Origin of the sequence: Clostridium swellfunianum (assembly GCF_023656515.1) — a bacterium.
GTDB lineage: Bacteria > Bacillota > Clostridia > Clostridiales > Clostridiaceae > Clostridium_AT > Clostridium_AT swellfunianum.
Genome location: NZ_JAMOFV010000006.1, coordinates 2124224 through 2139506, shown reverse-complemented (window position 1 = coordinate 2139506; position 15283 = coordinate 2124224). Strand labels below are relative to the sequence as shown.

Below are 15283 nucleotides of genomic sequence, written 5' to 3'. Positions count from 1 at the left end.
GTCGTATGACTTTCTCTTATTTTTTAAACAAATATTGTATTTTCATTCTAGGTATAATATACTTTACCATAAAGAATACTATGGTTGATATCGCAAAGAAAGGATGTGAAGAACCTGGTAACCTTCCAGGTAAATGTATGAAATTAGCGGTTGATGGTATGGGGGGAGACTTTGCTCCAGATGCTGTAGTTCAAGGTTGTGTTGATGCAGTAAACGAATATGGAGTAGACATTATAATAACAGGGCCTGAAGATTTAATTAAGCAGAAGCTTTCGACTTTTAATTATCCAAAAAATAAAATAGCTGTGGTAAATGCTTCTGAAATTATAAGTCCAAATGAAGAACCTGTCAAAGCTTTAAAAAGAAAGAAAGATTCAAGTTTAGTGAAAGCCTTAAATTTAGTTAAGTCAGGAGAAGCTGATGCAGTATTATCAGCTGGTAGTACTGGAGCAATAATGGCTGGTGCAACCCTTATTGTAGGGAGAATTAGAGGGATAAAAAGAGTAGCCCTTGCTCCCGTAATGCCAGGTAAAAATGCACCCTTTATGGTAATTGATGCTGGTGCAAACGTAGATAGCAAAAGTTCATATCTTGTTCAATTTGCTTTCATGGGAAAGATTTATTTTGAAAATGTTCTGAATGTTAATAATCCTACTATAGGACTTGTTAACATAGGAGCTGAAGAGGAAAAAGGGAATGAGCTTACAAAGGAAACATATAAACTTCTTAAGCAAACTGATTTAAATTTTGTTGGTAATATTGAACCTAGAGATGTACCTGTTGGAGATGTGAATGTGGTAGTTTGTGATGGTTTTGTAGGCAATACTATCTTAAAAACCTATGAAGGAGTAGCTTCAACTATATTCAGTCTGTTAAAAGAACAGATTATGTCTTCAACTATTACTAAAATAGGTGGTCTTTTGTTGAAATCAGTATTCAGTAATTTTAAGAAAAAGTTCGATTATACTGAGTATGGAGGTTCTGCATTCTTAGGGGCGAACGGTATTGTAATTAAAGCTCATGGAAGTTCAAATGCTAAAGCCTTTAAAAATGCCGTAAAGCAAGCAATTACTGCTCATGAAAACAAAGTTGTAGATAAGATAAGGGAAGAATTAGAAAAAATAAACATTGATGATGAAAGTAATACTCATAAGGAGTAATTTTATTTGTTTATTAATATTGACGCTAAAGAGGATATGTAATATTATCTTTATATAGCTTTATAAGTAGGAGGTGAAAACATGATATTTGAAAAGGTTAGAGATATAATATCAGATCAACTCGGTATAGATGCCGATGAAATATCAATGGAATCATCATTTGTTGACGATTTAGGTGCTGATTCACTTGACATAGTTGAGCTAATAATGGCATTAGAAAGCGAATTCGATTTAGAAATTCCTGACGAGGATGCTGAAAAAATTAGTGTTGTAAGTGATGTAGTTGATTACATAAAAGCTCATACTGAAGAGTAATTATAAGTCCCGTATAATGCGGGGCTTTATATTTTTATTTTAAAGTTTAGTTTATTCTTGAGTCTGTTAGCTAGCAGATTGAAGAATGAACTAGAAAGTATATAGGAGTGAAGAAATGAAAGTAAACTTAGATTCTATGAAAGAACTTGAAGAAAAACTAAATATTAAATTTAACAATAAAAAGATTATAGCTGAAGCCTTAACTCATAGTTCGTTTGTTAATCAGAATAAAGACTTAAATCATAATGAGAGGCTTGAATTTTTAGGTGACTCAATACTTCAGCTAACTATATCAGAGCATCTATATAAAAATTATACTGATAAAACTGAAGGTGAATTGACAAGAACAAGAGCTCTTATTGTTTGTGAGAACTCGTTATATGAAATTGCTCAAAAGCTAAACGTAGGTAAATATATGTATATGAGTAAGGGTGAGGAGCTTACAGGGGGAAGAGATAGAGTATCTATTTTAGCAGATTGTGTTGAAGCGATTATCGCAGCAATTTACATGGATTGTGGTCTTGAAGAAGCAAAAAAATTTATTGTATGTAATTTTGAGAATATCATAAAAAAGGCAATAAGTAATGAAATAGTGTTAGACTATAAAACTAAATTACAGGAGGAACTTCAACAAAATGGCGAGGTGTCAATATCCTATAAGCTTATTAGACACGAGGGTCCTCCACATAGAAGAAAATTTTTTACGGAAATTCTAGTAGGAGATAAGATTTTAGGTGTAGGAGCTGGTTATAGTAAGAAGGAAGCTGAACAAAATGCTGCTAAAGATGCACTTATGACATTGGAGGTTTAGAAATTAATGAGCAAATCACATTATATAATTCCAATCTTTGTTCCGCATGAAGGTTGTCCTCATGATTGTGTGTTCTGTAACCAAAATAGCATTACTGGAAGCACTACAAAAGTTACAGGAGATTTTGTTAAAAATACAGTTGAGGAATATTTAAGGACTATCCCTTCAGAAAATAGGATATTGGAGATTTCATTCTTTGGAGGTACATTTACTGCTATAAATATTGAAAAGCAAAAAGAGTTGCTACAGGTTGCGAAACATTACAAGGATTTAGGAATAGTAAATAATATAAGATTATCTACAAGACCTGATTATATAGATGAAGCAATATTAGCTAACTTAAAAAAATTTTCTGTTGATATTATCGAATTAGGGGTACAATCACTAGATGATGAAGTTTTGAAAAAATCTGCAAGAGGTCATACAGTAGAAGACGTAATGAATGCATCTCAGCTAATTAAAGACTTTGGATTTATTTTAGGACATCAAATTATGCTGGGATTGCCTGGCGATAACTTTAAAAAAGATATTAAAACTACAGAAGAAATTATTAAACTTGCTCCTAATTTATGCAGAATATACCCTGCACTAGTTATTAAAGATACACCTATGGAACATATGTATAATAGAGGAATTTACAAGCCATATACATTAGATGAAGCTATTTATATAAGCAAGATTTTATATGGAATGCTTTCGGCAAACAATATAAATATTATTAGAGTAGGGCTGCAAACAACGGAGGAGATTGATGAGGATGGTGAAATCATAGCAGGACCGTTTCATCCTGCCTTTAGAGAATTGGTTGAAGGAAGTATTTTTAATGATATGCTGATTGAATACCTTCCAAAGAACTTCTCTGGTGATGTGGAGATTTTTATAAATAATAGGGATATATCAAAATTATATGCTTCCAGAAAGAGATTTTTTATAGACACTAAAAAACAATTAAAGACATTAAACATTAGATTAGTTCAAGATTATGATATAGAAAGAGGAAATTTACTTATAAAATGGGATAACAGTTGTAAAAAAGAGTCGATTCATTGCTATTTGAGTCAAAAATACAAAGAAGGATATTCGAATGTTTTATAGAATATTATCTCTGTAAAATTTGTTATAACAGGTTTTGTAGGGAGGAATTTAATCATGGAAGTATTAAAAGTATCAGCACAATCACAGCCAAAATCAGTAGCAGGAGCTTTAGCAGCAGTATTAAGAGAGAATAGTTCTGCAGAGGTTCAAGCCGTAGGAGCAGGTGCAGTTAACCAAGCAGTTAAAGCTATTGCAATTACAAGAGGATTTGTAGCACCAAATGGAATAGATTTAGTTGTAGTCCCTGCTTTTTCAGAAATTACTATTGAAGGTGAAGAAAGAACCGCAATAAAATTTATTGTAGAGCCAAGATAATAAGGATAAAGCAAGACCGTGAGCATGATTAATTCAGTTCACGGTTTTTTATTTTTGCATTGATATTTTTTCTTTTATACTATAAACTTATGTTGTGTTGCATAAACCCGTATGTTAGGAGTGTTAATAAATGAAAAAGAGGCAAAGAGAAAAGTATACTAAGTTATTGATATATTTTATTGTTTTTATATTTTTAATTGGGCTTTTGCCGGCTTTATTTAGATAATAAGGAGTGTACTTATGTTCTTAAAATCAATTGAAATAAGGGGCTTCAAATCCTTCGCTGATAAGACAGACCTTACCTTTAAAAAAGGAGTTACAGCAGTTGTTGGACCTAATGGAAGCGGAAAGAGCAATATATCAGATGCTGTAAGATGGGTGCTTGGAGAACAAAGCGTTAAAAGTCTTAGAGGCGGTAAGATGGAAGATGTCATTTTTGCAGGTACACAGTTTAGAAAACCAGTGGGTCTTTCTCAAGTTTCACTTACTTTAGATAACTCCAATGAAGAATTGCCTATAGATTATTCAGATGTTACAATTTCAAGAAGACTTTATCGTTCAGGTGAAAGTGAGTACTACATAAATAATACACAGTGTAGATTGAAGGATGTACAAGAACTTTTTATGGATACCGGTATTGGTAAAGAAGGATATTCCATAATTGGACAAGGTAAAATTGATGCTATACTAAGTGGTAGACCTGAAGAAAGAAGAAATCTTTTAGAAGAGGCTGCTGGGATTGTTAAGTTTAAAAGCAGAAAAGAGGAAGCTGAAAAGAAACTTAACAATACTGAGCAAAATCTTATAAGAATTACTGATATCTTACAGACCTATGAAGAAAGACTTGAACCACTTAAACTTGAAAGTGAGAAGGCTAAAGCTTTTTTAGAACTATCGGGAGAACTTAAAGAGAAAGAAGTTAATTTAATTGTGCACTCTATAGATAATGTGCAGGTAAAAATAGAAGATATTAAAACTGCTGTAGGCAGCGTGAAAGATGAAATTGATCAGCTTATTAGGAAAAGAGATGAAAGCAAAATAGACCTGCAAAAACATAATGAGGAGCTTGATAGAAAAGATGTTCAAGCACAAGAAAATCAGCAGGAATATTATAAAAATAAAGCTGAGTATCAAACAATTATTTCAGAAACAAATCTTATAGAAGAGAGAATAAAAAATCTACAATCTTTTATTGAAAAAAATATTGCAGACTTTAATGGGATTCAAGAAAAACTCAATAATATTCATGTAATTAAGGATGAGCAGGAAGATAATTTAAAACACTATCAGCTAGAACAACAAGAGCTAAATGCTAAGATAACAGGTTTTGAGAAAGAAATTCTACAATTAAATTTTTCAGTAAATGAGGATGAGAATACTATAAATCAGCTTAAGAAGGAAGAAAATGACCTTTTAAGTAAAACTATCGAAGAGAAGAATAGCATATTAATTTTTAATACAGAAAAACAGCAACTAGAGAAAAGATTAGAAGAATTAGTAAACTCCTGTGAAAATTTCATAAATTCTATAAAGATTAATTCAAATACTGTTACAATACTTGAGGAAAGTATTAATGACATAAGTATTAAAGTTAAGTCATATGAGGAAAATATTAAAAAGAACAAGTATGAAATTGCAAAGTATAATAGTTATTTGAATAATGATGAAAAGAAGCTTAGAGAATTAAATGTTTCTGCGAATAAACTAGATGCTAATCATAATATGCTACTAAATTTAGACAAGCAATATGAAGGTTATAACAAAGCAGTTAAAACTTTAATGCAGAATATATCTTCTGGAAAGGTGCCTAGGGCATCTGGCAAGTGCCATGTCGTGGGAGAAATTATTACTGTTAAAAAAGATTTGGAGACTGCAATTGAGATTGCACTTGGTGGAGCTATTTCTGACATAATTACAGATGATGAAAATGTAGCAAAGACATTAATAGACTATCTTAAAGCTAATAATATTGGTAGAGCTACATTTCTTCCTTTAAACATTATCAAAGGGAAGAAGGCATCTAATATAGAAAATATAAAACATTATAAAGGGTATATAGGAATAGCAAGTGAACTTATAACCTTTGATAGTAGCTTTTCAAATGCTATTGAATACCTTATAGGTCGTACAATCATAGCTGCCAATATGGACAATGCATTAGTAATTGCAAAGAAAATAAGCTATAGTTACAAAATTGTTACCTTGGCTGGAGAGGTTATTAATCCTGGTGGTTCACTAACAGGTGGTAGCACCTACCACAAGTCAGCAAGCATTATAAGTAGAAAAAGGGAAATTGAAGAAATAGCAATTGCGCTAAATGAAGCTAATCAACAAATCTCTTTTTTATCTGATAAGGTTAATCAATCAAAAAAGGTTATTAAAAGTCTAGATGATGAATGCTTGAATTTAAGAGACGAAATTTATCATCAAAATATTGAGATAGCAAAACTTCAAGGCAAAATAACCTCTATTACAGGAGAAAATAACAGGTTAACTCTCAATCTTAATTCCACAAGAGATGAAATAAAACTATTAAAGGACAAACTTAAAAGTAGCGATGAAGTGCTTGCGTCAAAAAATTCAAGTCTTGAAATTCTAATAAATGCACAAAATGAAAAAACAAAGTTACTAGAAGAATTTCAAACTAGTTTACGTGATATAAATGTCAAACTTTCAGAACTTAAAGATAATCATACTGCAGTAAAGATTAGGAAAGCTCAGTTTGATGAAATTGTCGTAAACAAGATAAGAGAGTTAGAGAGATTATCCAATGAGATGGAAGAATTGCATCATAAGAAGAAATTTCTTAAAGAAGAAGCAATAAATGCAGAGAATACAATTAAAGAAAGTAACGACCAAATTCAAAACTATAAACAAAAATTAGGCTACATTACTGATAAATTGAGTGAACTTGAATGTGTGTTTAAGGAAAGTGAAATTGAAAGAATAAAACTAAAGGAAAATATTAAAATTATTTCTAGCGAATTAGAGACAGTGAATTTATTGCTAAATAAAAAAGAAGAAGAAGTTCATAGACAAGAGCTTTCTTTAGCAAAGCTGGAGGCAGAGGTTGAAAGCTTGTATTCAAAACTGAACGAAGAAATGTTTCTTACTTATGCAGAAGCTCTAGAATATAAATCAGAAATAGTTAGCATGGAAAGTTATAAAAAAAGTATTGGGAAGCTTAAGACTCAAATAGCTGAACTGGGTACAGTAAATGTTGGAGCTATTGAAGAGTATAAGGAGATAAAAGAAAAGTTTGCTTTCATGAGTTCTCAAAAGGAAGACTTAATTCAGGCTAAAACAGAGCTTCTTAAGATGATAGATGAAATGACAACTAAAATGAAATCTGTTTTTAGCGAAAACCTAAGCAAACTTAAAGTGATATTTAATGAGACCTTCAAAGAATTGTTTAAAGGTGGAAGGGCAGATTTAATTTTATCTGACGGAGATGAGCTGACAGCAAATATAGAAATCAATGTAGAGCCGCCGGGTAAAAAGCTTCAAAATATTAATCTTATGTCTGGAGGAGAAAAAGTTTTATCAGCAATTGCTTTATTGTTTGCAATTCTAAAAATGAAACCAACTCCATTCTGTATCTTGGACGAAATAGAAGCTGCTTTGGATGATGCTAACGTTTTAAGGTATGCTGAGTTCCTTAAAAAATTTTCAAGCAATATTCAATTTATAGTTATAACTCATAGAAAAGGAACAATGGAAGTCAGCGATGTATTGTATGGAGTTACTATGGAAGAAAAGGGTGTTTCTAAAGTAGTTTCTGTAGATTTAAATAAACATCCTGCAATAAGATAACAATATAATTAATTTATTATAATTAAGGGGTTAATCCAAGGAGGCAATTTATGTTTGGTGGATTTTTTGAAAAACTCAAGAATGGTCTTTCTAAGACTAAGGACGGTTTTACTGATAAGGTAAGCGAAATGCTTAATCTCTATGTAAATATTGATGAAGAGCTTTATGAAGAGCTTGAAGAAATACTTATTACCTCAGATATTGGTGTAGAAACTACACTTGAGATAATGGAAAGACTAAGGGAGAAGATAAAAACTAATAAAGTGAAGGATCCTAAAGAAATCACTCCTTGCTTGAAGGAAGTTCTTGTAGATATGCTTGGTTCCGAGCAGGAAACTACACTAGTTAATAGCAGCCCATCTGTAATATTGGTTGTAGGTGTAAACGGAGTTGGAAAAACTACTTCAATAGGAAAGATCTCAGCTAAATTTAAAAATGACAAGAAAAAAGTTCTTTTAGCTGCAGCTGATACCTTCAGAGCAGCTGCTATAGACCAACTTGAGGTATGGAGCAACAGAGCTGGTGTTGATTTAATAAGGCATCAGGAAGGCTCTGATCCAGCAGCCGTTGTATATGATGCAATACAGGCAGCTAAGGCTAGAAAAGTCGATGTACTCATATGTGATACGGCTGGAAGGCTTCATAATAAGAAAAATCTTATGGATGAGCTTAGCAAGATAAATAGAATAATAGATAGAGAATTTTCAGAAGCACAAAAGCAAACCCTATTGGTTTTGGATGCTACAACAGGACAAAATGCAGTTCAACAGGCAAAACAGTTTATGGAAGTTGCTGACGTAAACGGAATTGTACTTACAAAGCTTGATGGCACAGCTAAAGGCGGGGTTGTTATATCTATTAAGCATCAGCTTAATGTTCCGGTAAAATTAATAGGTGTTGGCGAAGGTATAGATGATCTTCAAGAATTTAAAGCAAAGGCATTTGTTGAAGCTTTATTCTAATAGACAAATTTAAAATGCTGTTAAGTAAAATTACTTGACAGCATTTTAAATATCTGTTATTATTTTTTTTGTGAGTCGGGTGATATTATGGAAGAGAGAGTTGAAATATCATTATTATTAGATTTTTATGGTTCTCTTTTAACAGATAAACAGAGAGATATAATGACTATGTATTATAATGAGGATCTTTCCCTAGCGGAAATAGCTGAGCTTAATAATACAAGCAGGCAGGCTATTCATGACACGATAAAGAGATGCCAAAGACTTTTGCTTGACTATGAAAACAAGCTTCAGATTATGACGAAAAACTTTATCTTATCTGATATAAAGAAAAAGCTACTAATTAAATGTTCTTTTCTAAAGGATAAAATAAGTGATAGCGAAATTAAGACGCATATTGAGTATATAGAAAAAGATATTATTGAGAATTTATAGGAGGATTATCATGGCTTTTGAAGGATTAGCTTCCAAACTTCAGGAAACTATAAAGAAGCTTAAAGGTAAGGGTAAGCTTACTGAAAAAGATATAAAAGAAGCTATGAGGGAAGTTAAGCTTGCACTTTTAGAAGCTGACGTAAATTATAAAGTGGTTAAAGACTTTATAAACAGCGTGAGCGAGAAGTGTCTAGGAAACGAGGTTATGGAAAGCTTAACTCCGGGACAACATGTTATTAAAATAGTAAATGATGAGCTTACTGCTTTGATGGGAAGTTCTGAAAGTGCTGTTAACTATATAAATAATGGGACTACTGTAATAATGTTAGTAGGTCTTCAGGGTGCAGGTAAAACGACAATGGCCGGAAAGCTTGCGCTGCAAATAAGAAAGAAAAATAAAAAACCGTTGCTAGTTGCCTGTGATATCTACAGACCTGCAGCAATTAAACAGCTGCAAGTTGTTGGAAAACAGATAGATGTTCCTGTTTTTTCAATGGGTGATAAAGTAAATCCAGTTGATATTGCAAAAGCAGCAATTGAGCATGCCAAAAGCAATGATAACAATGTAGTTATAATAGATACTGCTGGTAGACTTCATATAGACGAAGAACTCATGGATGAACTTAAAAATGTAAAAGACAGCATTAATCCTCATGAGATTTTACTGGTAGTAGATTCTATGACAGGTCAAGATGCAGTCAATGTTGCCCAAAGCTTTAATGAGCAATTAGATATAAGTGGCGTAATACTAACTAAACTAGACGGCGATACAAGAGGGGGAGCTGCTTTATCTATCAAAGCTATGAGCGGTAAACCGATTAAATTTGTTGGCGTCGGCGAAAAAATGAATGATTTGGAAGTGTTTTATCCTGATAGAATGTCATCTAGAATTCTTGGTATGGGAGATGTACTTTCTTTAATAGAGAAAGCTCAAGCGGCAATTGATGAGAAAGAAGCCAAAGAGCTTGGTGCCAAGATGATGAGTCAAGACTTTAATCTTGATGATTATCTAGCTATGATGGATCAGATGAAGAAGTTAGGACCTCTTAATAAAATCATTGAAATGATACCAGGCTTAAACACAAAAGAACTTCAAGGTGTAGACTTAAGTCAAGGCGAAAAGGAAATGAAAAGACGAGAGGCTATAATTAATTCCATGACAAAAAAGGAAAGAAAAAATCCTAGCCTTGTAAGTGGTTCTTCCTCTAGAAAGAAGAGAATTTCGCAAGGTTCAGGTACAAATATACAAGATATCAACAAATTCCTCAAGGAATTTGAAATGATGAAAAAGATGATGAAACAAACTAAAAATATGCAAAAGGGCTTTAAAAAAGGATTATTTGGCAAATTGCCTTTTATGAATTAATGTCCTACTTTTAAAGGAGGTGAAATACATGGCTGTAAAGATAAGATTAAGAAGAATGGGTGCTAAGAAAGCTCCATTTTACAGAGTAGTTGTTGCTGATTCCAGATCTCCAAGAGATGGAAGATTCATTGAAGAAATTGGTTACTATAACCCTACTACTGAACCAACTACAATCAAAATTGATGAAGAAAAAGCTGCTCAATGGGTGAAGAATGGTGCACAACCTTCTGACATAGTTAAGAAGCTTTTTGATAGAGCTGGAATAAGCGAGAAGCTTACAAAGTAATTACTGGGGGTGTATTTTGTGAAAGAATTAGTTGAAATAATAGCAAAATCATTAGTTGATAACCCAGATTCAGTTCAAGTTAAGGAAATCTCTGGAGAGCAATCTTTAATACTTGAACTAAAAGTTGCGCCAGAAGACATGGGAAAAGTAATAGGAAAACAGGGAAGAATAGCTAAGGCTATCAGAACTGTAGTAAAAGCAGCAGCAATCAAGGAAAACAAGAGAGTTGTTGTAGAAATAATATAGGGGTTAGGCGCAGCCTGACCTCTATTTTTCTTATAAGTGAACACATTTTGCGTTTAGAAGGTGAAGGGTAATGAAAGAATTTCTGGCAGTAGGTCAAATTATAAATACCCACGGAGTAAAAGGTGAAATAAAAGTATATCCGTTAACGGATGATATTAAAAGATTTAGAAAGCTAAAAGAAGTCTATATTGATGGAAACATTATAAAAATTCTTTGGTGCAAGCTTCAAGTTGACAAAGTAATATTAAAGCTTGAAGGAATTGAGAGTATAGAACAAGCTATAAAATATAAAGATAAATATATAGAAGTAAAGAGAGAAGATGCCGTAAAGCTTGATGAAGGTGAATATTTTATTGCTGATTTAATAGGCTGTAAAGTTTTTGATGAAGATAACAAGGAATTAGGGGATGTTTTTGATGTTATTCAAACTCCAAGCAACGATGTTTATTGGGTAAAAGGAAATACGGAAGTACTAGTACCTGCTTTAAAAGATATAGTCACAAATATTGATGTTGAAAATAGAAAGATAGTTATTAAAGCGCTTGAGGTATGGCAATGAACATTCATATATTAACGCTTTTTCCTGATATGTTTCAAGTATTTAATCACAGCATAATCAGCAGAGCTGTTCAAAATAAGATAGTTTCTATAAATACAGTGAATATTAGAGATTTCTCTAGCAATAGGCATAGAAAGGTTGATGATTACCCTTATGGGGGTGGAGCAGGAATGGTCATGTCCCCCCAGCCTATAGTAGACTGTTTAAGCCAAGTAAGGAGTAATAACAAAGGCAAGGTTATATTTTTAGGACCTAGAGGAAAAACCTTCAACCAAGAGATTGCTAAGGAGCTCTCAAAAGAGCCTGAGCTTATTTTCTTATGCGGTCATTATGAAGGAATTGATGAAAGAGTGTACAAATATATTGATGAAGAGATTTCTTTAGGTGATTTTGTATTGACTGGCGGAGAAATGGCTTGTATACCTATAGTAGACAGTATATGTCGTCTCATTCCTGGTGTACTTTCAACAAGTGAGAGCTTTACGGAAGAATCTTTCTATGATGGTGTTTTAGAATATCCGCAATATACAAGACCTGAATGCTTTAACGGAGATAAAGTTCCGGAAATACTTTTATCAGGTCACCATGAAAATATAAGAAAATGGCGTAGGTTACAATCCCTAAAACTTACAAGGGAAAGAAGGCCGGATCTTTTTAACAAACTAAAGCTTTCTAAAGAAGATTATAAATTGCTAAAATGATTAATTACATATTGCATATAAGAATTTTATATGATAAAATACAATTTGTGCTAGTACGGGCGTTCCTCTGACACATCATGCGGTTAAGAACGTCAAATAAATTAAAGGAGGGACTGCACATGTTAGAAGTTATAAGAGCTATTGAAGCTGAACAAATCAGAAATGACCTACCTAAATTTAATGTTGGAGATACTGTAAAGATTCACGTTAAAGTAAAAGAAGGTAACAGAGAAAGAATCCAGATTTTCGAAGGTATCGTTCTTAAGAGACAAAACGGTGGATTAAGAGAAACTTTCACAGTAAGAAGAATTTCTTACGGAGTTGGTGTTGAAAGAACATTCCCAGTAAACTCCCCAAGCATCGACAAAATTGATGTAGTAAGAAGAGGTAAGGTAAGAAGAGCTAAGCTATTCTATCTAAGAACTAGAGTTGGTAAGGCTGCAAAAGTTAAGGAATTAATATAAGAGAGGGTCTTTATAGACCCTTTTTTCATATTTAGGATGGTGTATATATGGTTAAGGACATAGTTGAATTAATAAAATCTGTTGTAATTGCCATAATAGCTGCAGTGCTCATAATTACCTTCGTTTTTGAAACTGTTAGCGTAGACGGACAGTCTATGTCTCCTACATTAACTCATAAAGACAGGCTAATTATAGAGAAAGTTACATATTACTTTAGAAAACCTAAGCCGAATGATATTGTTGTAATTAAATATCCTGCTGATACTAGAGAAAAGTTTATAAAAAGGGTGGTTGCTGTTGCTGGTGATAAAGTAAAAGTGGAAGATAACAGATTGTTTATAAATGGTGTAGAAAAAGACGAACCATATTTAAAAGAAAAATTTATTAACGGTTTTTATAATGAAGTTACTGTTCCTGAAAATACAATTTTTGTTTTAGGGGATAATAGAAATAACAGTAAAGACAGCCGGTCACCAGATGTGGGATTTGTAAATTTAAAATTGGTGGTTGGAAAATCGGCTTTAAGAATATATCCATTTAATAAGATAGGAAGGACTAGATAATTATGGCTATAAATTGGTTTCCTGGGCATATGGCTAAAACTAGGAGAGAACTTAAGGAAAACATAAAGCTTGTTGATGCAGTTATTGAAATAAGAGATGCTCGAATAGTAAAATCCAGTGCGAACCCTGAGGTAGATGACATATGCGGTAATAAACCAAGATTAATACTTTTAAATAAAAGCGACTTGAGTGAGGAAAAAGTAACAAATGAGTGGATAAAGGCTTTATCTAAAGATTACATAAGTGTTTTATCTGTAAATAGTGTATCGGGATCTGGGCTAAACAACATAAAGCCAGCCTTGGAGAAAATTTTAAAGGAAAAACACGATAGGCTAAGGGCAAAAGGCTTAGCCAACATAGTAACTAGAGTTATGGTAGTTGGAATACCTAACGTTGGAAAGTCTTCATTTATAAATAAGATGGCAAAAAATAATATTGCCAAAACTGGTGATAGACCTGGAGTTACAAAAAGTAGACAATGGATTAAAACCAAGCTGGGTATAGAACTCATGGATACTCCTGGTATACTCTGGCCTAAATTTGAGGATGAAGAAGTGGCTTTAAATTTAGCTTTTACAGGCGCTATAAAGGATGAAATTATGGATATTGAGGAACTGGCACTCAAGCTTATTGAAAGGCTTCAAAATTATTATCCTGAGAGATTAATTAATAGATATAAATTAGAATCATTAAGCGAAGAGCCACTAGAGAATATGAATAATATTGCAAGAGCTAGAGGTACATTAGCGCCAGGGGGAAACATAGATTATAATCGAGTTTCTGTATTGTTGCTAGATGAATATAGAGGGGGAAAACTAGGGCAGATATCTTTAGAGAGGCCTTAGTATAATAGAATTTAAATATGGAACATATGAATTTATTAGATATGAATTTTAAAAACATAAAAAACTATGTAGATAGTTTAAAAAATGGATATGAAAATAGCAATATAAGTCAGCAGCAGCTTTTGGAAGCTGCTGCTGTTTTGAGTGAGGACAATAGGAAAAATGTTCAAGGTCTTTCTATTAGGTTAAAAAGCTATGTTGAATGTATTAATAAAGAAATTGATAGAGTAAATGGTATGTATGCTTTTGACAGACAATTTTCATCCAATGCTTTTATTGCTGGGGTAGATGAAGTTGGGCGTGGTCCTCTGGCTGGCCCTATTGTTGGAGCGGCTGTAATACTGGATTTAGATATAACTAATGATAGAGAGTTGCTGCTTGGTATCAAAGATTCGAAAAAGTTATCCAGCAGATCAAGAGAACAATTGGCAGAAATAATAAAAAGCAAAGCCACTGCCTATAGTATTTCTTTACTCGATAGCAGCATGATAGATACTAGAGGAATCGCATGGTGTAATAATGAAATATTTAGAATGGCTGTGCAGGAACTTGAAAGGCAGCCTGATTTAGTTTTATCAGATGGATATCCTATAAAAAACTTTAGTTTGCCAAACAAATTTATAATTAAAGGTGATGCAAAGAGTGCAAGTATTGCTTGTGCTTCAATAATAGCTAAAGTATACAGGGATAATTTAATGAAGGAATATGCAAAAATATATCAAGACTATGGCTTTGAAGACAACGCAGGCTATGGAACTCAAGAACATATTACTGCACTTAAAAAACAAGGCCCTTGTAAGATTCATAGAATGTCGTTTCTAACTAATATTTTATAGTTTATAATCTATAAAACCCTATGTTTATAAGAAGATAAAAAGTTAACTTGTTACCTTTTTATCTTCTTATAAATTTTAAGCTAGAGATAAATATAGATTCTATATTTGAAATGCATTTTTTATCAGTCTAATTTTGTGGCAGTTATCAAATTTGTTAAGCATTATCTCTACAACATCAAATCTAAAATTTAGCTTATATAGTTTTCTCATCATTATATAGTACTGTGCGGTTTTATAAATTTTAAACTGCTTGTAAGCGGTTACTGCTTCGCTAGGAGCACCATACAAACTGTCATATCTGGTTTTAACTTCTATAAAAGCTATATGCTCATCATCCTTTCCTATTATATCAAGTTCTCCAATTTTGCACTTGAAATTTCTTTCAATTATTGTATAGCCCCAATCTATTAAAAATTTTTCTGCCAAGTCTTCACCGAAGTTGCCTATAGTTTTATTTAGTTTTTTCATATGAGCACTTCCTAAAAGAATAAATAGATTTTCTTTAAATAAT

General features: G+C 32.5%; 18 protein-coding genes. 17 read left to right on the top strand and 1 reads right to left on the bottom strand.

Annotated elements, in window-relative coordinates; genetic code table 11:
- Positions 1–137: 137 nt before the first annotated feature.
- The 17 genes from plsX to rnhB all read left to right on the top strand — a co-directional run bounded on the left by plsX (position 138) and on the right by rnhB (position 14772).
- Positions 138–1160, top strand: a complete 1023-nt coding sequence (gene plsX, locus NBE98_RS09985) for a phosphate acyltransferase PlsX (RefSeq protein WP_250817532.1) — start codon at positions 138–140, stop codon at positions 1158–1160.
- Positions 1161–1241: 81 nt separating this feature from the next.
- Positions 1242–1475, top strand: a complete 234-nt coding sequence (acpP, locus tag NBE98_RS09980) for an acyl carrier protein (RefSeq protein ID WP_250814798.1) — start codon at positions 1242–1244, stop codon at positions 1473–1475.
- Between the two features lie 115 nt (positions 1476–1590).
- A complete protein-coding gene (gene rnc / locus NBE98_RS09975) occupies positions 1591–2286 on the top strand; it encodes a ribonuclease III (protein WP_250814797.1) in 696 nt (231 codons plus the stop codon).
- Between the two features lie 6 nt (positions 2287–2292).
- Complete coding sequence (locus NBE98_RS09970) at positions 2293–3381, top strand: elongator complex protein 3 (protein ID WP_250814796.1); 1089 nt, start codon at positions 2293–2295, stop codon at positions 3379–3381.
- 54 nt (positions 3382–3435) lie between these two features.
- On the top strand, positions 3436–3696 hold the full coding sequence (locus NBE98_RS09965; protein ID WP_250814795.1) for a stage V sporulation protein S: 261 nt from the start codon (positions 3436–3438) through the stop codon (positions 3694–3696).
- 240 nt (positions 3697–3936) lie between these two features.
- Positions 3937–7509 (top strand): chromosome segregation protein SMC, encoded by a 3573-nt coding sequence (gene smc, locus NBE98_RS09960; RefSeq protein WP_250814794.1) that lies wholly within the window; start codon positions 3937–3939, stop codon positions 7507–7509.
- A gap of 50 nt (positions 7510–7559) precedes the next feature.
- Positions 7560–8471, top strand: a complete 912-nt coding sequence (gene ftsY / locus NBE98_RS09955; RefSeq protein ID WP_250814793.1) for a signal recognition particle-docking protein FtsY — start codon at positions 7560–7562, stop codon at positions 8469–8471.
- Between the two features lie 87 nt (positions 8472–8558).
- The gene (locus NBE98_RS09950) at positions 8559–8906 is read left to right on the top strand and encodes a putative DNA-binding protein (RefSeq protein ID WP_250814792.1); all 348 of its coding nucleotides are present in this window, start codon (positions 8559–8561) and stop codon (positions 8904–8906) included.
- Between the two features lie 10 nt (positions 8907–8916).
- A complete protein-coding gene (ffh, locus tag NBE98_RS09945) occupies positions 8917–10272 on the top strand; it encodes a signal recognition particle protein (protein ID WP_250814791.1) in 1356 nt (451 codons plus the stop codon).
- 28 nt (positions 10273–10300) lie between these two features.
- Positions 10301–10558: a 30S ribosomal protein S16 gene (rpsP, locus tag NBE98_RS09940; RefSeq protein ID WP_250814790.1), complete on the top strand. Its 258-nt coding sequence runs from the start codon at positions 10301–10303 to the stop codon at positions 10556–10558.
- A gap of 18 nt (positions 10559–10576) precedes the next feature.
- Complete coding sequence (locus NBE98_RS09935) at positions 10577–10804, top strand: KH domain-containing protein (RefSeq protein ID WP_250814789.1); 228 nt, start codon at positions 10577–10579, stop codon at positions 10802–10804.
- A 70-nt stretch (positions 10805–10874) separates the two neighbouring features.
- Complete coding sequence (rimM, locus tag NBE98_RS09930) at positions 10875–11363, top strand: ribosome maturation factor RimM (RefSeq protein ID WP_250814788.1); 489 nt, start codon at positions 10875–10877, stop codon at positions 11361–11363.
- On the top strand, positions 11360–12064 hold the full coding sequence (trmD, locus tag NBE98_RS09925) for a tRNA (guanosine(37)-N1)-methyltransferase TrmD (RefSeq protein ID WP_250814787.1): 705 nt from the start codon (positions 11360–11362) through the stop codon (positions 12062–12064). The genes rimM and trmD overlap by 4 nt, the downstream gene beginning before the upstream one ends.
- 119 nt (positions 12065–12183) lie before the next feature.
- On the top strand, positions 12184–12528 hold the full coding sequence (gene rplS, locus NBE98_RS09920; protein WP_250814786.1) for a 50S ribosomal protein L19: 345 nt from the start codon (positions 12184–12186) through the stop codon (positions 12526–12528).
- Between the two features lie 47 nt (positions 12529–12575).
- Positions 12576–13091, top strand: a complete 516-nt coding sequence (gene lepB / locus NBE98_RS09915) for a signal peptidase I (protein WP_250814785.1) — start codon at positions 12576–12578, stop codon at positions 13089–13091.
- 2 nt (positions 13092–13093) lie between these two features.
- Positions 13094–13936 (top strand): ribosome biogenesis GTPase YlqF, encoded by an 843-nt coding sequence (gene ylqF, locus NBE98_RS09910; protein ID WP_250814784.1) that lies wholly within the window; start codon positions 13094–13096, stop codon positions 13934–13936.
- A gap of 41 nt (positions 13937–13977) precedes the next feature.
- Positions 13978–14772, top strand: a complete 795-nt coding sequence (gene rnhB, locus NBE98_RS09905; RefSeq protein ID WP_250817530.1) for a ribonuclease HII — start codon at positions 13978–13980, stop codon at positions 14770–14772.
- Positions 14773–14871: 99 nt separating this feature from the next.
- Here rnhB and NBE98_RS09900 read toward each other — a convergent pair whose 3' ends face one another.
- Positions 14872–15240, bottom strand: coding sequence for a YraN family protein (locus NBE98_RS09900; RefSeq protein ID WP_250814783.1), 369 nt, complete (start codon positions 15238–15240; stop codon positions 14872–14874).
- Between the last annotated feature and the right edge of the window lie 43 nt (positions 15241–15283).